The 18,248-nt window shown below is 72.3% G+C and carries 19 protein-coding genes; 3 read left to right on the top strand and 16 right to left on the bottom strand.

From position 1 onward, the window contains the following. Position 1 precedes the first annotated feature (1 nt). The 7 genes from ACETWP_RS00835 to coaD all read right to left on the bottom strand — a co-directional run bounded on the left by ACETWP_RS00835 (position 2) and on the right by coaD (position 5,265). Positions 2-1,174 carry an LCP family protein gene (locus ACETWP_RS00835; RefSeq protein WP_373970291.1) on the bottom strand — a complete coding sequence of 391 codons (1,173 nt, stop codon included), beginning with the start codon at positions 1,172-1,174 and terminating at the stop codon, positions 2-4. A gap of 66 nt (positions 1,175-1,240) precedes the next feature. Next, positions 1,241-2,191 carry a bifunctional DNA-formamidopyrimidine glycosylase/DNA-(apurinic or apyrimidinic site) lyase gene (gene mutM, locus ACETWP_RS00840; protein WP_373970292.1) on the bottom strand — a complete coding sequence of 317 codons (951 nt, stop codon included), beginning with the start codon at positions 2,189-2,191 and terminating at the stop codon, positions 1,241-1,243. 5 nt (positions 2,192-2,196) lie between these two features. Then, entirely contained in the window at positions 2,197-2,907 is a 711-nt protein-coding gene (gene rnc, locus ACETWP_RS00845) for a ribonuclease III (RefSeq protein WP_373970293.1), read from the bottom strand. 9 nt (positions 2,908-2,916) lie between these two features. Beyond that, positions 2,917-3,120: a 50S ribosomal protein L32 gene (gene rpmF, locus ACETWP_RS00850; RefSeq protein WP_373970294.1), complete on the bottom strand. Its 204-nt coding sequence runs from the start codon at positions 3,118-3,120 to the stop codon at positions 2,917-2,919. A 2-nt stretch (positions 3,121-3,122) separates the two neighbouring features. After that, positions 3,123-3,683 carry a YceD family protein gene (locus ACETWP_RS00855; protein WP_373970295.1) on the bottom strand — a complete coding sequence of 187 codons (561 nt, stop codon included), beginning with the start codon at positions 3,681-3,683 and terminating at the stop codon, positions 3,123-3,125. Between the two features lie 138 nt (positions 3,684-3,821). Next, the gene (gene galU, locus ACETWP_RS00860) at positions 3,822-4,718 is read right to left on the bottom strand and encodes a UTP--glucose-1-phosphate uridylyltransferase GalU (protein ID WP_373970296.1); all 897 of its coding nucleotides are present in this window, start codon (positions 4,716-4,718) and stop codon (positions 3,822-3,824) included. A 73-nt stretch (positions 4,719-4,791) separates the two neighbouring features. Further along, entirely contained in the window at positions 4,792-5,265 is a 474-nt protein-coding gene (gene coaD, locus ACETWP_RS00865) for a pantetheine-phosphate adenylyltransferase (protein ID WP_373970297.1), read from the bottom strand. Positions 5,266-5,343: 78 nt separating this feature from the next. Between coaD and ACETWP_RS00870 the strand changes: the two genes are divergently transcribed. Both ACETWP_RS00870 and ACETWP_RS00875 read left to right on the top strand, forming a co-directional pair. Continuing rightward, positions 5,344-6,594 (top strand): aminotransferase class I/II-fold pyridoxal phosphate-dependent enzyme, encoded by a 1,251-nt coding sequence (locus ACETWP_RS00870; protein WP_373970298.1) that lies wholly within the window; start codon positions 5,344-5,346, stop codon positions 6,592-6,594. Next, a complete protein-coding gene (locus tag ACETWP_RS00875; protein ID WP_373970299.1) occupies positions 6,591-7,370 on the top strand; it encodes a spermidine synthase in 780 nt (259 codons plus the stop codon). The genes ACETWP_RS00870 and ACETWP_RS00875 overlap by 4 nt, the downstream gene beginning before the upstream one ends. On the opposite strand, the gene rsmD is transcribed toward ACETWP_RS00875, so the two are convergent. Genes rsmD through ACETWP_RS00890 form a run of 3 tightly spaced genes read right to left on the bottom strand, consistent with a single transcriptional unit; the run spans position 7,335 to position 11,141 of the window. Further along, positions 7,335-7,916 (bottom strand): 16S rRNA (guanine(966)-N(2))-methyltransferase RsmD, encoded by a 582-nt coding sequence (gene rsmD, locus ACETWP_RS00880; RefSeq protein WP_373970300.1) that lies wholly within the window; start codon positions 7,914-7,916, stop codon positions 7,335-7,337. The genes ACETWP_RS00875 and rsmD overlap by 36 nt on opposite strands. A 2-nt stretch (positions 7,917-7,918) precedes the next feature. After that, positions 7,919-10,189, bottom strand: a complete 2,271-nt coding sequence (locus ACETWP_RS00885) for an ATP-dependent DNA helicase RecG (protein WP_373970301.1) — start codon at positions 10,187-10,189, stop codon at positions 7,919-7,921. Next, positions 10,179-11,141 (bottom strand): DAK2 domain-containing protein, encoded by a 963-nt coding sequence (locus ACETWP_RS00890; protein WP_373970302.1) that lies wholly within the window; start codon positions 11,139-11,141, stop codon positions 10,179-10,181. The genes ACETWP_RS00885 and ACETWP_RS00890 overlap by 11 nt, the downstream gene beginning before the upstream one ends. Positions 11,142-11,216: 75 nt before the next feature. On the opposite strand from ACETWP_RS00890, the gene ACETWP_RS00895 reads away from it, so the two are divergent. Continuing rightward, positions 11,217-11,714, top strand: a complete 498-nt coding sequence (locus ACETWP_RS00895) for a DUF3515 domain-containing protein (protein WP_373970303.1) — start codon at positions 11,217-11,219, stop codon at positions 11,712-11,714. A gap of 18 nt (positions 11,715-11,732) precedes the next feature. Here ACETWP_RS00895 and ACETWP_RS00900 read toward each other — a convergent pair whose 3' ends face one another. The 6 genes from ACETWP_RS00900 to leuC all read right to left on the bottom strand — a co-directional run bounded on the left by ACETWP_RS00900 (position 11,733) and on the right by leuC (position 18,180). Further along, positions 11,733-12,860 (bottom strand): D-alanine--D-alanine ligase family protein, encoded by a 1,128-nt coding sequence (locus ACETWP_RS00900; RefSeq protein ID WP_373970304.1) that lies wholly within the window; start codon positions 12,858-12,860, stop codon positions 11,733-11,735. Beyond that, positions 12,857-13,858, bottom strand: coding sequence for an NAD(P)H-dependent glycerol-3-phosphate dehydrogenase (locus ACETWP_RS00905; RefSeq protein WP_373970305.1), 1,002 nt, complete (start codon positions 13,856-13,858; stop codon positions 12,857-12,859). Before ACETWP_RS00905 ends, ACETWP_RS00900 begins: the two co-directional genes overlap by 4 nt. Positions 13,859-13,884: 26 nt before the next feature. Then, positions 13,885-14,646, bottom strand: coding sequence for a lysophospholipid acyltransferase family protein (locus ACETWP_RS00910; RefSeq protein ID WP_373970306.1), 762 nt, complete (start codon positions 14,644-14,646; stop codon positions 13,885-13,887). Further along, entirely contained in the window at positions 14,643-15,980 is a 1,338-nt protein-coding gene (gene murA, locus ACETWP_RS00915) for a UDP-N-acetylglucosamine 1-carboxyvinyltransferase (protein ID WP_373970307.1), read from the bottom strand. Before murA ends, ACETWP_RS00910 begins: the two co-directional genes overlap by 4 nt. Positions 15,981-16,096: 116 nt before the next feature. Then, positions 16,097-16,696, bottom strand: a complete 600-nt coding sequence (leuD, locus tag ACETWP_RS00920; RefSeq protein ID WP_373970308.1) for a 3-isopropylmalate dehydratase small subunit — start codon at positions 16,694-16,696, stop codon at positions 16,097-16,099. A gap of 11 nt (positions 16,697-16,707) precedes the next feature. Next, positions 16,708-18,180: a 3-isopropylmalate dehydratase large subunit gene (gene leuC, locus ACETWP_RS00925; protein ID WP_373970309.1), complete on the bottom strand. Its 1,473-nt coding sequence runs from the start codon at positions 18,178-18,180 to the stop codon at positions 16,708-16,710. Positions 18,181-18,248: the final 68 nt, after the last annotated feature.

An 18,248-nucleotide genomic window follows, 5' to 3' on the forward strand; every position in this document is an offset into this window, starting at 1 on the left:
CCTACTCCCCCGCACCGCGGGGGGACACGGCCGGGGCGGCGCCCGGATCGGTGGTCGACTCGCCGGCGGTCGACTCGTCGGCGGGTTCGCCGGCGGCCTCGTCGTCGGTGATGGATCCGCCGAAGGCGTTGGAGCCGTGGTCCTCGTTCGCCAGGAAGTCGCGCAGCGAATCATCCTTCAGCGCCAGGCGCAGGGCCCTCAGCGCCTCCTCGTCGCGCGTGATGATCGAGGCTCCCCCGGGGCCGGTTCCCGCGGGTCCCGTCGGGAGGGTGAACATCTCGACGTCGTCGCCGCGGATCCCGCTCAGCTGCAGCGCCAGGCCGGCGGCGGTTCCCGCGTCCAGGGTCTCGTCGACGCTGACGTACTGCGAGAAGTCGGCGATGACCTGCTGCAGCCGAGCGGGGTTGCCGAGGGTCTCGGGCGTGAGGAAGCGGTTCAGGACGGCCTTGACGAACCGCTGCTGGTTCTGGACCCGCTGGAAATCCCCCTCGGCGAACGCCTTCCGTTCGCGCACGTACCGCAGCGCCGCCGTCCCGTTGAGGTTGACGGGTCCGACGTCGAAGCAGGACGGCGCGGCCTGCCCGGAACAGAAGGCCACGGGGTTGTCGACGGTGACGCCGCCCAGGGACTCCGTGAGGGCGCCGAAGCCCTCGAAGTCGATGGACACGACGTTGTCGATCTGCGTGTCCAGCAGCTGCTCGACAGTGCCCACCACGAGCGGGTAGCCCCCGAGGTTGAGGGCGGCGTTGATCTTCCGCTCGCCGTGGCCGGGGATCTCGACCCAGAGGTCGCGGACGATCGACATGACGTAGATGTTCTGGCGGTCCTCGGGGATGTGCACCAGCATCATGGTGTCGGAGCGTTCGCCGGACTCCCCCTTGTTCTCGGCCGTGTCCAGGCCCTCGCCCCGCGAGTCCGATCCGAGGAGCAGGATGTTCCGCGAGCCGTCGTCCACAGGCTTGGCGGGCCGGCCCTCGTCCGCGGGGAAGACCCCGGCGATGGTGGTGGAGCGGTCGTTGTAGAGGGCGGCCAGGTTGGCGATGTAGCCGCCCGCGACGACCGCCGCGACCAGCACGACGCAGAGGCCCGCGATCAGTGCCGTCCGGGCCCAGCGGCGTTTGGGCGCGGTCTGACGCCGCGGCACGTAAGTCGTCGCGGTGTCGGGACGTGGCACTTTCGGACTCCTTGGGGTCACTTCCGGATAACCGTTCGATAATACGCGTTGATGCTGTGAATACCCTCAGCCGGGCCGGGCGGCGGCCCGTCGGCCCGGACCGCGCGGCCTGCGCTGGCACAGCGGACAGGTGAACGAGGACCGGCCCATGAACGGGTCGCGGCGGATGGTCCCCTCCCGGCCCTCGGCGAGGCACCGCGCGCACGGAAGCCCCTCCCTGCCGTAGGCGTTCAGCGAGCGGTCGAAGTAGCCCGAGGCCCCGTTCACATTGACGTACAGCGAGTCGAAGCTCGTCCCGCCGGCGAGCAGGGCGCTCTCCATGACCGCGCGCAGGGCACCGTGCAGCCGCAGGCTCTCGGCGCGGCGGATGCCGGCTGTCGGCCGCTCGAAGTGCAGACGGGCGGCCCAGAGGGCCTCGTCGGCGTAGATGTTGCCCACGCCCGACACCACGCCCTGGTCCAGGAGCGCGCGCTTGATGCCCGTGGTCCGGCGCCGCAACGCGGCGTGGAACTCCGCCGGGCCGAAGGCGGGGTCCAGCACGTCGCGCGCGATGTGCAGCGCGGAGGCCGGCATCAGGGGCGCCTCGTCGCCGCGGCCGCCCGGCCCCCCGTCGGGGGTCGGACACAGCGGCGACAGGTGCAGCCCCCCGAAGATGCGCTGGTCGACGAACCGCAGTTCGCCCGGCATCCCGGCGGCCGGGGAGAGCCCGAACCGGACCTTGAGGTGCTTCTCGCGCGGGGCGTCCTCCTCCTCCACGAGGAGCTGGCCGCTCATGCCCAGGTGCGCCACGAGGGCGGTGGGCCGCGGCGGGCCGTCCAGCGGCATCCAGAGGAACTTGCCGCGGCGCACCGCCGGCCCGAGGATGGCGCCGGCCAGGGTCCCGGCGAAGTGTTCCGCACCCTCGGCGTGGCGCCGGACCGAGCGCGGGTCGTGCACGTGGACCGAGGCGACGGAGCGCCCGGCGACCCAGGACGCCAGGCCGCGGCGCACCACCTCGACCTCGGGCAGTTCAGGCAACGCGCCTACCGCGCGGCCGCGGCGTCGGACCCCGCGCCGGTGCCGTGGAGCAGCTTCCACGACGCTGCGGCGGCCTCCTGCTCGGCCTCTTTCTTGGAGGGACCGCGCCCGGAGCCGTAGGGCGTTCCGCCGATGGTGAGCGTCGCCTCGAAGCGGCGCGCGTGGTCCGGGCCGGAGCCGTGGATGAGGTAGTCGATGGACCCGAGCTTGCGGGCGGCGGCGATCTCCTGGATGGCGGTCTTCCAGTCGGTGCCGGCGCCGAGCACGTCCACCTCCGCGAGCAGGGGGTCGACCAGGCGCATGACCAGCCGGCGCGCGGTCTCCACGCCGTGGCTCAGGTAGGCCGCCCCGATGACGGCCTCCATCGTGTCGGCCAGGATCGAGGACTTGTCGGAGCCGCGGGTGAGGATCTCGCCCTGGCCCAGCAGGATGAACTCCCCGAGCCCCAGCGTGCGCGCGATGCCGGCCAGGGCGCGCGTGCTCACGACGGCGGAGCGCCGCTTCGCGAGGTCGCCCTCCGGGAGGTCCGGATAGTTCCGGTACAGGTGGTCCGTCACGGAGAAGCCGAGCACGGAGTCGCCGAGGAACTCGAGGCGTTCGTTCGTGGGGACGCCGCCCTGTTCGTAGGCGTAGGAACGGTGCGTCAGGGCAAGACGAAGCGTCTCGGGGTCGATGTCGACCCCGAGACGCTTCTGAAGCTCTTCGTGTGAAGGCATTGGACGTTGTTAGGCGTCTGCTACCTTGCGACCCTTGTACTCAAGGAACAGCGCGGTGCCGGCGGAGTCGGTGACAAGCTTGGCCTGGTGCGGCAGGCTGTAGCTGACGCGGCCGTTCTCCACGGTCTTCACCAGGTTGGGCGCAGTCGCCTTCCACTGGGACCGGCGTGCGCGGGTATTCGAGCGGGACATCTTCCGCTTGGGAACAGCCACGGCTAACTCTCTTCTCTCTCGACTGAATCTGTACGTTGTGCCGCCGGATCGGCGGCGGTGTCGGCCAGCCCGGTCAGGGCCGCCCAACGGGGGTCTAGCAACTCGTGGTGGTGCCCCGGATCCTCTTCGAGGCGGATCCCGCATTCGGAACAGAGGCCTTCGCAGTCCTCCCGGCACACCGGCTGGAACGGCAGCGCGGTCACCACTGCGTCCCGCAGCACCGGTTCCAGATCGACGTAGTCGTCCACAACGCGGTACTGCTCAGCTTCCTCGTCCTCGGGCATTCCCATGCCCTCGTAGTAGTAAAGCTCCTGGATCTCGACATCGAGGTCGTTCGCGATGGGACCCAGACAGCGGCCGCACTCGCCCGTTACCTCGGCGAACGCGGTGCCCGACACCAGGATCCCCTCGTGCACGGCCTCGAACCTCAGGTCGAGGTCGACGGGCGACCCCTCCTGAACTCCGATCAACGCGACGCCCAGCTCGGCCGGGGCCGCGATCCGCTCTTCCAGGGTGATCATGTTTCCCGGGCTGCGCCCGAGTTCCTTGACCGAGATGGCCAAGGGCGATTTGCGATCGATGCCGTGTGACGACGAACGATCTGCACGCTTATCGCTGATGAGAACTCCTGTAGAACAATAGACCGACAGTACATCCTAGCCCGAACATCCGGCGCACCCAAACCGGGGGCCGCGGACGGGTCAGAGCGACGCGACGTACTCCCGCAGCCACGGCTTGAGCTCCGGGCCCAGGTCCTCGCGGTCGCAGGCCAGGCTCACGACGGCCTTGATGTAGCTGAGCTTGTCGCCCGTGTCGTAGCGGCGGCCGCGGAAGACCACGGCGAAGACGCCGCCGCCCTCCCGGTCGGAGGCCGCCAGCTCCTGCAGCGCGTCGGTGAGCTGGATCTCGTCGCCGCGCCCGGGCGCGGTGTGCTCGAGGACGTCGAAGACCGCCGGGTGCAGCACGTAGCGGCCGATGACGGCGAGGTTGGACGGGGCCTCCTCCGGGGAGGGCTTCTCCACCAGGCGGTTGACCCGGACGTACTCCTCGCCGTCCACGGCGGTGACGTCCGCGCACCCGTAGGCGCCGATCTGCTGCGGGTCCACCTCCATGACCGCGATGACGGACCCGCCGGTCTTCTCCTGCACGTCGATCATGGTCGCGAGCAGCTCGTCGCGCTCGTCGATCAGGTCGTCGCCCAGCAGCACGGCGAAGGGCTCGTTGCCCACGTGGTGGCGGGCGCACAGGACCGCGTGGCCCAGGCCCTTGGGATCGCCCTGGCGGATGTAGTGGATGTCGCCGAGGGCCGTGGCCTCGCGGATCCGGCGGAGCTTCTCGAAGTCGCCCTTCTCCTCCAGCATGGCCTCCAGCGAGGGCACGCGGTCGAAGTGGTCCTCGAGGGCCCGCTTGCTGCGTCCGGTCACCATCAGCACGTCGCTGAGGCCGGCCCGGGCCGCCTCGGCGACGACGTACTGGATGGCGGGCTCGTCCACCACCGGCAGCATTTCCTTGGGCATCGCCTTGGTGGCGGGCAGGAACCTGGTGCCCAGGCCGGCGGCGGGGATGACGGCTTTCGTGACGCGCTTCGAATGGCTCATGAACCCGACTTTACTGGACGGGCGACCCCGCTCCGGCCCCGGCACCGGCACCACGGCGCGCCGCCCGCACCGATCAGGGTTCGTCGCGGAAGCGGTTGAGCACGGCGCGGGGCAGGTAGTCCTCCACGTCGCCCCCGAGGGCCTGCACCTCGCGCAGCAGGCTCGAGGACAGGTGGGTGTACTTGTTGTCGGCCAGGAGGAACACCGTCTCGACCCCGGTGAGGTGTCGGTTCATGGCGGCCATCGGGACCTCGTACTGGTAGTCGGCCGTGGAGCGGAGGCCCTTGACGATGGCGTCGGCGCCGGCGTCGCGGCAGAAGTCCGCCAGCAGCCCGTCGCCCATGGGCAGCACGCTGATGCCGCGCAGCCCGGTCAGCGTCTCGGTGATCATGGCGATCCGCTCCTCCTCGGAGAAGCGGTGGCGCTTGGAGTAGTTCGTCGACACGGCCACCACCACCTCGTCGAACAGGCTGCTGGCACGGGCGATGATCTCGATGTGGCCCTTATGGATGGGGTCGAACGATCCGGGGCAGACGGCGCGGCGCATACCGTGCAATCTACCAAGCGCCGGGCGGCCGGGGCTCCGAGTGGCCCCGGCCCGGCGCGCCTTGCCATACTGGGCGGCATGTCCCACATCTTTCCCTGGCAGCGCGTCGCCTCCGGCGCGAACCTCCTCGGCGACGACGGCCGGCTCGCGGCGACCATCTTCGAGGAGGTCACGGCGCTGGCCGCGCGCACCGGCGCCATCAACCTCGGACAGGGATACCCCGACGACGACGGGCCGGCGTTCATGGCCGAGGCGGCACGGCGGGCCATCCTCGAGGGCAGGAACCAGTACGCGCCGGGGGCGGGCATCCCCGAGCTGCGCGAGGCCGTCGCCGGGCACCAGCGCCTCCACTACGGACTGGAACCGGACCCGGAGACGGAGGTGGTGGTCTCCACCGGTGCGACCGAGGCGATCGCCGCCGCGGTGCTCGCGTTCGTTTCCCCCGGCGACGAGGTCCTGACCTTCGAGCCGTTCTACGACTCCTACGGGGCCACGATCGCCCTCGCCGGTGGCGTGCACCGCACCGTGCCGCTGCGCGCGCCGGACTTCCAGCCCGATCCGGACCGGGTGGCCGCCGCCGTCACGGACCGCACCCGGATGATCATCCTCAACACGCCCCACAACCCGACCGGCGCGGTCTTCGGACCGGAGGTCCTGGCCCGGATCGTCGAACTGGCCATCCGGCACGACTGCATCATCGTCTCCGACGAGGTCTACGAGCACCTCACGTTCGGGGTGCGCCACGTCCCCGTGGCGTCCCTTCCCGGCGCGTGGGACCGCACGCTGACCATCTCCTCGGCGGGCAAGACCTTCTCCTACACGGGCTGGAAGATCGGCTGGGCCTCGGGGCCGGCGCCCCTGGTCGCCGCGCTGCGGACCGTGAAGCAGTTCCTCAGCTACAGCTCGGGTCCGGCCTTCCAGCCGGCCGTGGCCGAGGCGCTGGCCCTGCCGCTGGAGAGCTTCGCGGGGCTGGCCCGGGACCTGGAGACGAAGCGGGACCTCCTCGCCGGGGGCCTCGAGGAGGCCGGGCTTGACGTGTACCGCCCGGCGGGCACCTACTTCATCCTCGCCGACGTCGCGCCGCTGGGCCTGGCGGACGCCGCGGAGCTGGCGCGCCGGATGCCCGCGGAGCTCGGCGTCGCCGCCATCCCCGTGTCCGCGTTCTGCCACGCGGACGGCGCGCGGGCCACGCGCAGCCTGCTGAGGTTCGCCTTCTGCAAGCGCCGGGACGTGCTGGCCGAGGCGTCGCGGCGGCTGGCCGGCATAGCCCGGATGGCGGACGGTCCCGTTCCGGGGCCACGGAGGCCCGGGGACGGGGGCCATCCGTGACCGCCCCCCGCCGGCGCTGGCTCTCCGGCATCGGCGAGCACGCGGTGCTCGAACCGGACACGTGGGTGGACGGGGCGTGGGTGCTCTCGATCGGCGGGGCCGAGCAGTCGCACGTCGACGTGGGGCACCCCGGCGAGATCTTCTACGAATACCTGCGGCGGCTGGCCAACCACCTCGACCTGCTGCGGGAGCCCGGCGTTCCGCTGCGCGTGCTGCACCTCGGCGCGGGGGCCCTCACGCTCGCGCGCTACGTCCACGCGACGCGCCCCGGCAGCGCGCAGGTGGCCGTCGACTCGGAGCGCGAGCTCCTGGCCTTCGTGCTGGACGCGCTGCCGATGCCCGCGGGCGCCGCGCTGCGGACCCTCCCGGGGGACGCCCGCGCCGTCCTCTCCGCGGAGCTGGCCGGGCAGGAGTACGACGCGATCGTGCTCGACGTCTTCAGCGGGGCCGACGCGCCGGCGCACCTGACCGGGCCGGACTTCTACGGCGAGCTCGCGGCGCACCTGGCCCCGGGGGGCGCGGCACTCATCAACGTCGGAGACGATCCGCCGCTGACGTTCGCGAAGTCGCAGCTCGCCGCCATGGAGTCCGTGTTCGGGTTCGTCTCGGCGAGCGCGCCGGCGGACCTGTTCGGCGGGCGGTATCCGGGCAACATGATCCTGATGGGCACCGACGCCGCGTGGGACGCACCCCGGCTCGACGCCCTGCGGGCGGCCGGCCCGCATCCGGCCGCCGTCCTGTCAGGGACCGGGCTCGACGGGTTCCGCAAACCATAGGGTGGTCTCGCCGTACTTGCGCTCGGCGAAGCGGACCACGCCCGCGGGCCAGGCCGGCTCGGGCGAACGCGTCGAGCGCTCCAGCACCACGACGGCACCCGCGTCCAAGACGGGCACCAGCCGGGCGAGCGTCTGCGCGAGCGCGGCCTCTCCCAGCGGGTAGGGCGGGTCCATGAGGACCAGGTCCCACCCGCGGCCGGTGGCCGCCTCCGCCTCGAGGAAGGCGTCGACGCTTCCGCGCCGCACCGCCACGGCGTCGCGCCCGAGCTTCCGGTTGACCAGGCCCGCGTTGGCCTGGCAGGCCGCGACGGCCTTCGGCGCCTGCTCCACCAGCACGGCGGCGCGGGCTCCGCGGCTCGCCGCCTCGACGCCCAGCGCGCCGGAGCCGGCGTACAGGTCCAGGACGCGGCCGCCGTCGAGGACGCCGTAGGTCTCCAGCCGGGAGAACAGGGCCTCCTTGACGCGGTCCGTCGTCGGCCGCGTCGCGTCCCCGGGCACGGACTTCAGCGCGAGCCCCCCCGCGACGCCGGCGATAATCCGCCCCATGGTCAGCCCCTCTCCAAAAACGCCTGCATGTCCTCGTCCAGCCAGTCGCCCACGGCCCGCTGCAGGGCCGGATGCGCCGCCAGCCCGCCGGGCCCGTCCACGATCTCCTCGGCGTCCTCCCGGGCCCGGGCGATGAGCTCGGCGTCCTGGATGACCCGCAGGAGCTTCAGGGTCGACCGCCGCCCCGACTGGCTCGCCCCCAGGATGTCGCCCTCCCGGCGCTCCTTGAGGTCCTCCTCCGCCAGGGCGAACCCGTCGGTCGTCGCGGCGACGGCCGCGAGCCGCTGCCGCGACGGGTGGTCCGGCGGAAGCCACGTGGCCAGGAGGCAGGTGCCGGGAAGGCCCCCGCGGCCCACGCGGCCCCGCAACTGGTGCAGCTGCGAGATGCCGAACGAGTCGGCGTCGACGATCGCCATCAGCGTCGCGTTCGGCACGTCCACGCCGACCTCGATCACCGTCGTGGAAACCAGGATGCCGGTGCGGCCGGCCTCGAAGTCGGACATGGACCGCGCCTTGTCCTCGGTGGCCATGCGGCCGTGCAGCATGCCCACGCTCACGCCCCGCAGCTCGGGCAGGGACGCCAGCAGGGCGACCATCTTCTCCACGGTCATCTTCGCCGGGCGCGGCGGGCCGGACGGCGCCGGGCCCCCCGACCCGCCGGGAGCGCCGTCCGGGGTCCCGTCCGGGGTCCTGTCCGCGTCGGGGTGGCCGTCGGCGCCGGCGGAGGCCGCGTCGTCGTCCTCGGGCTGCGTCTCCGTGATGCGCGGGCAGACCACGTACACCTGGTGCCCCCGGTCCACCTCCTCGCGCATCAGCGAGAACATCCGCGAGCGGAAGCGCTCCTCGCCGAGCGGGACGACGTGCGTGGAGATCGGCGCCCTGCCGGCGGGCAGGCCCCGCAGGACGCTGGTCTCCAAGTCGCCGAAGACGGTCATGGCGACCGTGCGCGGGATGGGCGTGGCGGTCATGACGAGCATGTGGGGCATGCTCCCGGCCTTGGCGCGCAGCGTGTCCCGCTGCTCGACGCCGAAGCGGTGCTGCTCGTCCACCACCACCAGGCCGAGCTCCGCGAAGACCACGTGGTCGGAGAGCAGCGCGTGCGTTCCGACGACGATCCCGGCCTCCCCCGAGGCCATGCGCAGCAGGACCGCCTTGCGCGCCGACGTCGGCATCGACCCCGTCAGCAGGTCCACGCGGGTTCCGTCCTCCGCGCCGCCGAGGAGGCCGGCCTCGGCCAGCGGACCCAGGGCGCGCCGGATCGAGTGGTAGTGCTGCTGCGCCAGCACCTCGGTCGGGGCCAGCAGCGCCGCCTGGCCCCCGGAGTCGATCACCTGCAGCATGGCGCGCAGGGCGACCAGCGTCTTGCCCGAGCCGACCTCTCCCTGCAGCAGCCGGTTCATCGGGCTGCTCCCGGCCAGGTCCGCGGCGATCTCGCGGCCCGTTCCGAGCTGGCCCTCGGTCAGCTCGAACGGCAGGCCCGCGTCGAACCGCGCGAGCAGCCCGTCCGCGGCCCCGGGCCGGGACACCGCCTCCAACCCGCGCCGGTGCACCCGCCGCTCGGCGAGGGCCAGCTGGAGCAGCAGCGCCTCGTCGTACCGGAAGCGGTGGCGGGCCCGCATGGCCTCGGGGACCTCGTGCGGCCGGTGAATCGACTCGAGCGCGGCGACGAGCCCGGGGAGGCGCCTCCGCCGGAGCAGCGCGGGCGGGACGGGATCCGGGAAGGATCCCTCGGTCACGCCGGCCAGGACCGTCTCGATGGTCTTGCGGATCTTCGGGTTGGCCAGCTTGCCGCTCGTCGGATACACGGGGATGGGCCGCGGCTCGGCGTCCTGCGCGTCCTCGAGCAGGGAGTAGTCCGGGTGCGTCAGCTCCAGGTGGTTGCGGTAGACGCCCACGCGGCCGCTGAACATCGCCACCGTGTCCGGCTTGAGCTCCTTCAGGGCCTGGTAGCCGTTGAAGAAGGTCATGCGCAACAGGCTCTGCTCCGGCCCCAGGGCGTCCCGCACCACCACCTCGACGAGCACGCCCTTGCGTGTCTGCATGCGCCGCTGCGCGACGGACTCCACCTCGGCGACGATCGTCACGTCCTCGCCCACCGGCAGCGTGGAGATCCGGGTCAGCTCCCCGACCTCGAGGTAGCGCCGGGGGAAGTGCCTGACCATCGCGCCGCAGTGTTCGTAGCCGAAGGCCTTCTTCATCGCCGCCGCGGTCGTCCCGCCGACCGCGTCGCGGAGCCCCGTCTCCGGGCCGAACGCCGTGGGGTCAGCCGTCATGGGTGCACAGGTCCGTCACCGTGATGTTCACGGGCTCACCGGCCCCGTGCAGCGCCGCGAGGGCCTCGTCCGGCTCGGGGACGTGCACGTGGACGCGCCAGCGGTACGCGTCGCCGGCCTCGCCGGCGGCGCTCATGATGACCGAGTCCCCCAGCGCATCGAGCTTCGCGCGCAGCGTCGCGGCCTCGAGCGGCTCGAGCGCGATGGTGCACATCACCTCGACGCCGGCCTCGGCCTCGCGTCCCACGTAGACGTGGGGATCCTGGATGCCGTACCCGTGCAGCGGCGCGTACCGGGCGTCGTCCAGCGGCTCCCCAAGCACGGAGGACCGCAGCTGGTCCAGGACCAGCATCATGCCAACCGCCCCGGCGTCCACGATCTGCGCGGTCCGCAGCGCCCCGAGCTGCTCCTCGGTGCTCACGACGGCGCCCAGGACGGCGGCGGAAACCGCCTGCAGGACCTCGACGACCGCCGCGCGGCTTGACGGCTCCGCCGTCGAGGCGCCCACGGAGTCGGCGGCCGCGTCCGCCGCGGCGGCGATGACGGAGAGCATCGTCCCGGGCACCGGGTCGCTGAGCGCGGACCACGCGCGGACCCGTCCGCTCTCCAGCCCGGCCGCCAGCAGCCGGCCCGTGAGGCGGGAGTGTCCGCGCAGGGGTTCGGAGAAGCCCAGCAGGAAGACCGCGAGCAGCGTGCCGGAGTTCCCGCGAGCGGACTCCATCCCCGCCCGCCCCGCCGCCGCGAGCAGCTCGCCGAGGTCGTCCGTGTCCAGGACCGAGACGGCGTCCGCGGCGGTGCGCGCCGTCATGTACAGGTTGCTGCCCGTGTCGCCGTCGGCCACGGGGAAGATGTTGATGGCGTTGAGCCGGTCGCTGTGGTTCGCCAGGCCGCGCACCATGCCGTCGAGCCAGGCGGCGACGGCGGGCGTACCCGTGGTGATCTTGACAGACATTCCGGTGTTTCCCTCTCGAGGCCGCCTCCCTTGCCGTCCCATCCTAGCCGCGGCGGCCCGCGATAGGGTGGAGGCGTGCTTTCACCCACCCGCCGCCGCTTCCCCCGCCGCGCGGGCGCCGCCGTCGCGGCGGCCGCCGCCCTCGCGCTGTCCGCGTGCGCTCCGCCCGTCGCCGTGCAGGCGGCCGACGACGCCGCCAATCCCCTGTGCGCGGAGATGATGGTGGCGCTGCCGCAGGAGCTGGCCGGACACGCGCTGCGGCCGACGAACAGCCAGGCCACGGCGGCCTGGGGGGATCCGGCACAGGTTGTGCTGCGCTGCGGCGTGACCGTCCCGCCGCCGTCCACCGATCCGTGCGTCGGGGCGAACGGCGTCGATTGGCTGGCGAAGGAGGGCGAGCCCGCGTGGACGCTGACCACCTACGGACGCGAACCCGCCACCGAGCTGCTCTTCGACCCCAACGCCGTCCCGTCCAGCACGGTCCTGGCGGAGATCGCGTCCGCCGCCGCGCGCATCCCGGCGTCGGGCGAGTGCAGCACGCTGGACCGGTCCATCGAGCTGCCCGCCCCGTAGGGCCGCCCGTGCGGCGCGCTAGCGCAGGCCGATGCGGCGGTCGAGCGCCAGCCAGATCAGCTCGTCGATCAGGTCGGGGTAGTCCAGGCCCGTGGCGGACCACATCTGCGGATACATGCTGATCGGCGTGAAGCCGGGCATCGTGTTGATCTCGTTGACGATCCACTCCCCCGCGGGGGTGTAGAAGAAGTCGACGCGCGAGAGCCCCTCGGCGCCGACGGCGTCGAACGCCTCGGCCGCAAGCCGCCGCACCTCGGCGATCGCGTCCCCGGGGAGGTCGGCAGGGCAGCTGAGCCGCGCGGCGCCGCCCTCGACGTACTTCGCCTCGAAGTCGTAGAAGGCGTGGTCCCCCTCCGCCACCGCGACCTCGCCGGGCAGCGAGGTCCGCGGCGTCCCGCAGCCGCGGCCCTCGAGGACGGCGCACTCGATCTCGCGGCCGGCGATGCCCTGTTCGATCACGACCTTGGGGTCGTGCACGCGGGCGGCGACGACGGCGTCGCGCAACTGGTCGGGCACGTCCACGCGGGTGATCCCGACCGAGGAGCCGGCGCGGGAGGGCTTGACGAAGAGCGGGTACTCGAGGTGCCCGGCCGAAGCGAGCGCGGCGTCCTCGTCGCGGGCCCACTGCTTGTCCGTCACGACCACGTAGGGCCCCACGCGGAATCCCGCGGCGGCGAAGACGACCTTCATGAAGTGCTTGTCCATCCCGATCGCGCTGGCCGCGACGCCCGAGCCGACGTAGGGGACGTCGGCGAGCTCGAGCAGGCCCTGCAGCGTGCCGTCCTCGCCGAAGGGTCCGTGCAGCAGCGGGAAGACCAGGTCGACCTCGCCCAGGCTGTGCACGCTGCGGTCGGCGCGCTGGGCGATGAGCTCGCGCCCCGCCCCGTCCGCCGCGAGCCGGATGGTCTCGGGGCCGACCACGACCTCGGGGGCGCTGCCCGAGGCGAGGGACCATGCCTCGGGATCGCCCTCGAGGAGGGACCACCGGCCGTCCCGCGCGATGCCGATGGGCACGACGTCGTACTTGTCCCGGTTGATCGCGTGCAGCACGCCGGCGGCCGTCACGCAGCTCACCGAGTGCTCGGAGGACCTGCCGCCGAAGAGCAGCGCGATCCGCGGCTTGCTGCGGTCCGTTGGTTCGCTCATGCCTTTTCTCCCTCGGATTTCAGTTCGCGGCCCAGCAACCGGGCCGCCATGTCGTCGACCGTCAGCTCGCCGTCCAGCACGTGGACGACGGCCTCGGTGATGGGCATGTCGACGCCCAGCCGGCGGGCGAGGTCCAGGACCGCGGGCCCCGACTTGATGCCTTCGGCCGTCTGCGTCGTTGCGGCGGTCACCTCGGCCAGGGTCAGGCCCTGTCCCAGGAGGCGGCCCGCGGTGCGGTTCCGCGAGAGCGGCGACGAGCACGTCGCGACGAGGTCGCCCAGTCCGGCAAGGCCGGACATGGTCTCCAGCTGGCCGCCGAGGGCCAGGGCGAGGCGCGTCGTCTCGGCCAGGCCGCGCGTGATGACGGAGGCCTTGGTGTTGTCGCCCATGCCACGGCCGTCGCAGATGCCGACGGCGAGGGCGATCACGTTCTTCACAATCCCGCCGATCTCGGCGCCGACCAGGTCGGTGTTCGTGTAGGGGCGGAAGTAGTCGGGCGTGCACGCCTCCGCGATCCATGCGGCGGTCTCCCGGTCGGGGCAGGCCACGACCGAGGCCGTGGGCTCCTCGCGGGCGATCTCCATGGCCAGGTTCGGTCCCGAGACGACGGCGACCGCGTCCTCGGCCCAGCCCAGCTCCTCGCGGATCACCTGGCTCATGCGCGCGTCGGTCCCGCGCTCCAGTCCCTTCATCAGGGACACGATCACGGCCCCGGGCTCGATGTGCCCCCGGAACAGCGGAAGCTGTTCGCGCAGCGTCTGCGCCGGGACCGCCATGACGACCAGCGCCGCGCCGGCCAGGGCCTCGGCGGGATCGGTGGTGGCCGTGACGTTCGGCGGCAGCGGGACGTCGCCGAGGTACCGCGCGTTGCGGTGGAGTCCGTTGATCTCGTCGGCCGCCTCGCGGCGGCGCGCCCACAGCTGCACGGCCGTGCCCTCGTCCGCCCCGGAGTCGGCGAGCACCTTGGCGAACGTCGTGCCCCAGCTTCCCGCTCCCATCACCGCGATCTTGGCCGGGGGCCTCCTCAACGCCGGTCTCCCGGGCCGGAGCCCCGTTCGACGTCGCGGCCGGTCAGGGGTTGGCCGTGCTCGGCGGGGTCCCACGGCGCCGGCGGCGGGGTCTCGCCCCGGAGCTCGGCGACGCCCGCGGTCAGCGAGGCCATGATGCGCGCCGTCGCCTCGTCCAGCACCGTCCGGGTCATCGGCTTGTCGGCGAGGTCGGAGAGGTCCACGGGATCGCAGGCGCGGACGCGCACGGTCTTCCGGGGGAAGATCTTGAAGCCCTTCCCGTAGCGCGGAAAGACCTCCTGGGCGCCCCAGTGGGCGATCGGAACCACGGGCGCGCCGGTCTGCAGCGCCAGCCGGGCCGCGCCGGTACGCCCGCGCATCGGCCACTGGTCGGGATCGCGCGTGAGCGTGCCCTCCGGATACACGATGACCGCCCCGCCCTCGGCGATCAGCTCGCGGGCCAGCTGCAGCGAGCGGCTGGCCCCCGCGGAGGACCGCTCCACCGGGATCTGCCGGCTCGCGCGCAGGATGGCGCCGAGGCCGGGCACCTGGAACAGCGAACCCTTCGCCATGTAGCGCGGGAGGTGGCCGTGGTTGTACAGCACGTGCCCGACCACCAGCGGGTCGATCTCGGTGACGTGGTTGGGGCAGGCGATGAAGCCGCCGGCCGGCAGCGTCTCGAAGCGCTCCCACTTCTTGCCCATGAGGAGGTTCATCCCGGGCCGGACGATGACCGACAACCCCGCGAAGATCATCCTCGCGCCGCGCGTCTCGCTCATCCGCTGACCGACGCGGTCTCGGCGAGTTCCACGCGCGCGCCGAGGCCCTGGAGCTTCTCCATGAACTTCTCGTAGCCGCGGTTGATCAACTCGATCCCCGTCACGCGGCTCGTGCCCTCGGCCGCGAGCGCCGCGATGAGGTGGGAGAAGCCGCCGCGCAGGTCGGGAACGTCGATGTCTGCGCCGTGCAGCTTGGCGGGACCCGTGATCACGGCCGAGTGGCGGAAGTTGCGCTGCCCGAAGCGGCACGGGACCGCTCCGAGGCACTCGCGGTGCAGCTGGATGGTCGCGCCCATGCGCACCAGCGCGTCCGTGAAGCCGAACCGGTTCTCGTAGACGGTCTCGTGCACGATCGACACGCCCTCCGCCTGGGTCAGCGCGACCACGAGCGGCTGCTGCCAGTCGGTCATGAACCCGGGGTGCACGTCGGTCTCGAGGACCAGCGGCTTGAGGGCGCCGCCCGGGTGGTAGAAGCGGATGCCCTCGTCCTCGACCTCGAACGCCCCCCCGACCTTGCGGTAGATGTTGAGGAACGCGGTCAGGTCGCTCTGGTGGGCGCCCTCGACGTAGATGTCGCCGCGGGTGACCAGCGCCGCGGAGGCCCAGGACGCGGCCTCGTTGCGGTCCGGGAGGGCCTTGTGGTTGTAGCCGGAGAGGTGGCTTACGCCCTCGATCCGGATCACCCGGTCGGTCTGCACGGAGATGATGGCGCCCATCTTCTGCAGGATCGCGATCAGGTCCATGATCTCCGGCTCGACGGCGGCGTTCTTCAGCTCGGTGATGCCCTCGGCCTTGACGGCCGTCAGCAGCACCTGCTCCGTGGCCCCGACGCTCGGGTAGGGCAGCTCGAGCTTGGCGCCCTTGAGCCCGTGGGGCGCGGAGATGGCGATACCGCCCGGGCGCTTGTCCACGACCGCGCCGAAGGTGCGCAGGACGTTCAGGTGGTAGTCGATCGGCCGGTCGCCGATGCGGCAGCCGCCGAGGTCCGGGATGAAGGCCTCGCCGATGCTGTGGATGAGCGGGCCGCAGAAGAGGATCGGGATCCGGGAGTCGCCCGCGTGGGCGTCGATTTCACGGGACGGGGCGCTGGTCGCGCCCTTCGGGTCCAGGGTCAGGTCGCCGGTCGCCTCGTCCTTGGCCACGGTGACGCCGTGGATGGTCAGCAGGCTGCGGACGATCTCGACGTCCCGGATCTCCGGGACGTTGCGCAGCACCGACGGACTGTCCGCGAGCAGGGCCGCGACCATGGCTTTCGGCACCAGGTTCTTGGCGCCCCTGACTGTTACTTTCCCCTGAAGCGGCACGCCGCCGTGGATAGTCAGGACTGTGCCCATGAAAGAAATACCTCACGTTTGATTGGTCCCCGGAACGCCGGAGGTTCCCCGTAAGCATACAGGCCCCCCGCCGGCGACAGCCGGTATCCGGCACCCCGCGGGGCCCCGTGGGCGTGTCAGGATCGGGCGGGCAGGGTCTTCGGCTTCCAGCCCGGCCGACGGGCCTCGAAGGCCGTGATCTCGGGCTCGTGCTGCAGGGTCAGGCCGATGTCGTCCAGCCCCTCCAGGAGCCGCCAGCGCGTGTAGTCGTCGATGCCGAACGGCGCGCTGAACGAGCCGCACGTCACGGTGCGGGACACCAGGTCCACGGTCACCTCGGTGCCGGGGTGGTTCTCGAGCTCCTTCCAGATGAGCTCGATGTCCGGCTGCGCGACCTCTGCCGCGACCAGGCCCTGCTTGCCGGCGTTGCCGCGGAAGATGTCCGCGAAGCGGGAGGACAGCACCGCCCGGAAGCCGTAGTCCTTCAGCGCCCACACCGCGTGTTCCCGGGAGGAGCCGGTGCCGAAGTCGGGCCCGGCGACCAGCACGGAGCCGGCCGAGAACGGCTCGCGGTTCAGGACGAAGGACGGGTCCTTGCGCCAGCCGGCAAAGAGCGCGTCCTCGAAGCCGGTCCGCGTGATCCGCTTGAGGTAGACGGCCGGGATGATCTGGTCGGTGTCGATGTTGCTCTGGCGCAGCGGCACGCCGATGCCCGTGTGGGTGGTCAGCTTCTCCATGGGAAGGCTCCTCAGGCCGCGGTGGCGGGATCGGTGGCGGCGGCCGGTTCGGCCGGGGGGAGGTCGGAGGGCGAGCTGAGCGTGCCGCGCACGGCGGTGGCGGCGGCCACCAGCGGGGACACGAGGTGGGTCCGTCCCCCCTTGCCCTGCCTCCCCTCGAAGTTGCGGTTCGACGTCGAGGCGCAGCGCTCCCCCTCGGCGAGCTGGTCCGGGTTCATGCCCAGGCACATGGAGCACCCCGCGAAGCGCCACTCGGCGCCGAAGTCCTTGAACACCCGGTCCAGGCCCTCGGCCTCGGCCTCCAGCCGGACGCGGGCGGACCCGGGCACCACGATCATGCGCACGTCGGGGTCCTTGGCCCGCCCGCGCACGACCGCCGCGGCGGTCCGCAGGTCCTCCATGCGGCTGTTGGTGCAGGAGCCGAGGAACACCGTGTCCACCCTGATCTCGCGCATCGGCGTGCCGGCCGCGAGGCCCATGTAGTCCAGCGCCCGTTCGCAGGCGGCGCGCGCGTTCTCGTCCTCGAAGTCCTCGGGCGACGGCACGGCCTCCGAGAGCGAGACGCCCTGTCCCGGGTTGGTACCCCAGGTGACGAAGGGCTCCAGCCCGTCGGCGTCGATGAAGACCTCGGCGTCGAACCGCGCGCCGTCGTCGGTGCGCAGCGTCCGCCAGTAGGCGACGGCGTCGTCCCAGTCCGCCCCGCGCGGCGCGTGCGGACGCTCGCGCAGGTACTCGAAGGTCGTCTCGTCCGGCGCCACCATGCCGGCGCGGGCACCGGCCTCGATCGACATGTTGCAGATGGTCATGCGCGCCTCCATGGACAGCGCGCGGATCGCGGAGCCGCGGTACTCGAGCACGTAGCCCTGCCCGCCGCCGGTCCCGATCTTGGCGATCACGGCCAGGATGACGTCCTTCGACGTGACGCCGGGGCGCAGCGTGCCCTCGACGTTGATGGCCATGGTCTTGAACGGCTTCAGGGACAGCGTCTGCGTGGCCATCACGTGCTCGACCTCGGACGTGCCGATGCCGAAGGCCAGCGCGCCGAACGCGCCGTGGGTCGACGTGTGGGAGTCCCCGCACACCACGGTCGTCCCGGGCTGGGTGAGGCCCAGCTGCGGACCGACCACGTGGACGATGCCCTGTTCCTTGTCCCCCAGCGGATGGAGGCGGACCCCGAACTCCCGGCAGTTGGCGCGGAGCGTCTCGATCTGCGTGCGGCTGACGAGGTCCGCGATCGGCTGGTCGATGTCCAGCGTGGGCGTGTTGTGGTCCTCGGTGGCGATCGTCAGGTCCGGGCGGCGCAGCGGCCTCCCGGCCAGCCGCAGTCCCTCGAAGGCCTGCGGGGAGGTCACCTCGTGGATGAGGTGGAGGTCGATGTAGATCAGATCGGGCTGGCGCGCCGAACCCTCGCCCTCCCCCTCGCGCACGACGTGCGCGTTCCAGACCTTCTCGGCCAGCGTCTGCGCTGCCTTGTGAGCGGACATGTCCGGCTCCCTCCCTCGACGAAACCTCGGTTCATCCACTGAACCACCGCGTGGGCGGCCACCGCCAG

It is taken from the genome of Arthrobacter halodurans, from assembly GCF_041877255.1.
Lineage (GTDB): Bacteria > Actinomycetota > Actinomycetes > Actinomycetales > Micrococcaceae > Arthrobacter_N > Arthrobacter_N halodurans.

What these genes read in the sequence shown, in the direction of transcription:
- ACETWP_RS00900 (WP_373970304.1), bottom strand. Translation starts at nt 12,860, where the DNA reads ATGAGCGAACCAACGGACCGCAGCAAGCCGCGGATCGCGCTGCTCTTC.
- rsmD (WP_373970300.1), bottom strand. Translation starts at nt 7,916, where the DNA reads ATGGGGCGGATTATCGCCGGCGTCGCGGGGGGGCTCGCGCTGAAGTCC.
- leuD (WP_373970308.1), bottom strand. Translation starts at nt 16,696, where the DNA reads ATGGAGAAGCTGACCACCCACACGGGCATCGGCGTGCCGCTGCGCCAG.
- ACETWP_RS00890 (WP_373970302.1), bottom strand. Translation starts at nt 11,141, where the DNA reads ATGTCTGTCAAGATCACCACGGGTACGCCCGCCGTCGCCGCCTGGCTC.
- ACETWP_RS00885 (WP_373970301.1), bottom strand. Translation starts at nt 10,189, where the DNA reads ATGACGGCTGACCCCACGGCGTTCGGCCCGGAGACGGGGCTCCGCGAC.
- galU (WP_373970296.1), bottom strand. Translation starts at nt 4,718, where the DNA reads ATGAGCCATTCGAAGCGCGTCACGAAAGCCGTCATCCCCGCCGCCGGC.
- ACETWP_RS00910 (WP_373970306.1), bottom strand. Translation starts at nt 14,646, where the DNA reads ATGAGCGAGACGCGCGGCGCGAGGATGATCTTCGCGGGGTTGTCGGTC.
- ACETWP_RS00905 (WP_373970305.1), bottom strand. Translation starts at nt 13,858, where the DNA reads ATGGGAGCGGGAAGCTGGGGCACGACGTTCGCCAAGGTGCTCGCCGAC.
- coaD (WP_373970297.1), bottom strand. Translation starts at nt 5,265, where the DNA reads ATGCGCCGCGCCGTCTGCCCCGGATCGTTCGACCCCATCCATAAGGGC.
- ACETWP_RS00870 (WP_373970298.1), top strand. Translation starts at nt 5,344, where the DNA reads ATGTCCCACATCTTTCCCTGGCAGCGCGTCGCCTCCGGCGCGAACCTC.
- leuC (WP_373970309.1), bottom strand. Translation starts at nt 18,180, where the DNA reads ATGTCCGCTCACAAGGCAGCGCAGACGCTGGCCGAGAAGGTCTGGAAC.
- murA (WP_373970307.1), bottom strand. Translation starts at nt 15,980, where the DNA reads ATGGGCACAGTCCTGACTATCCACGGCGGCGTGCCGCTTCAGGGGAAA.
- rnc (WP_373970293.1), bottom strand. Translation starts at nt 2,907, where the DNA reads ATGCCTTCACACGAAGAGCTTCAGAAGCGTCTCGGGGTCGACATCGAC.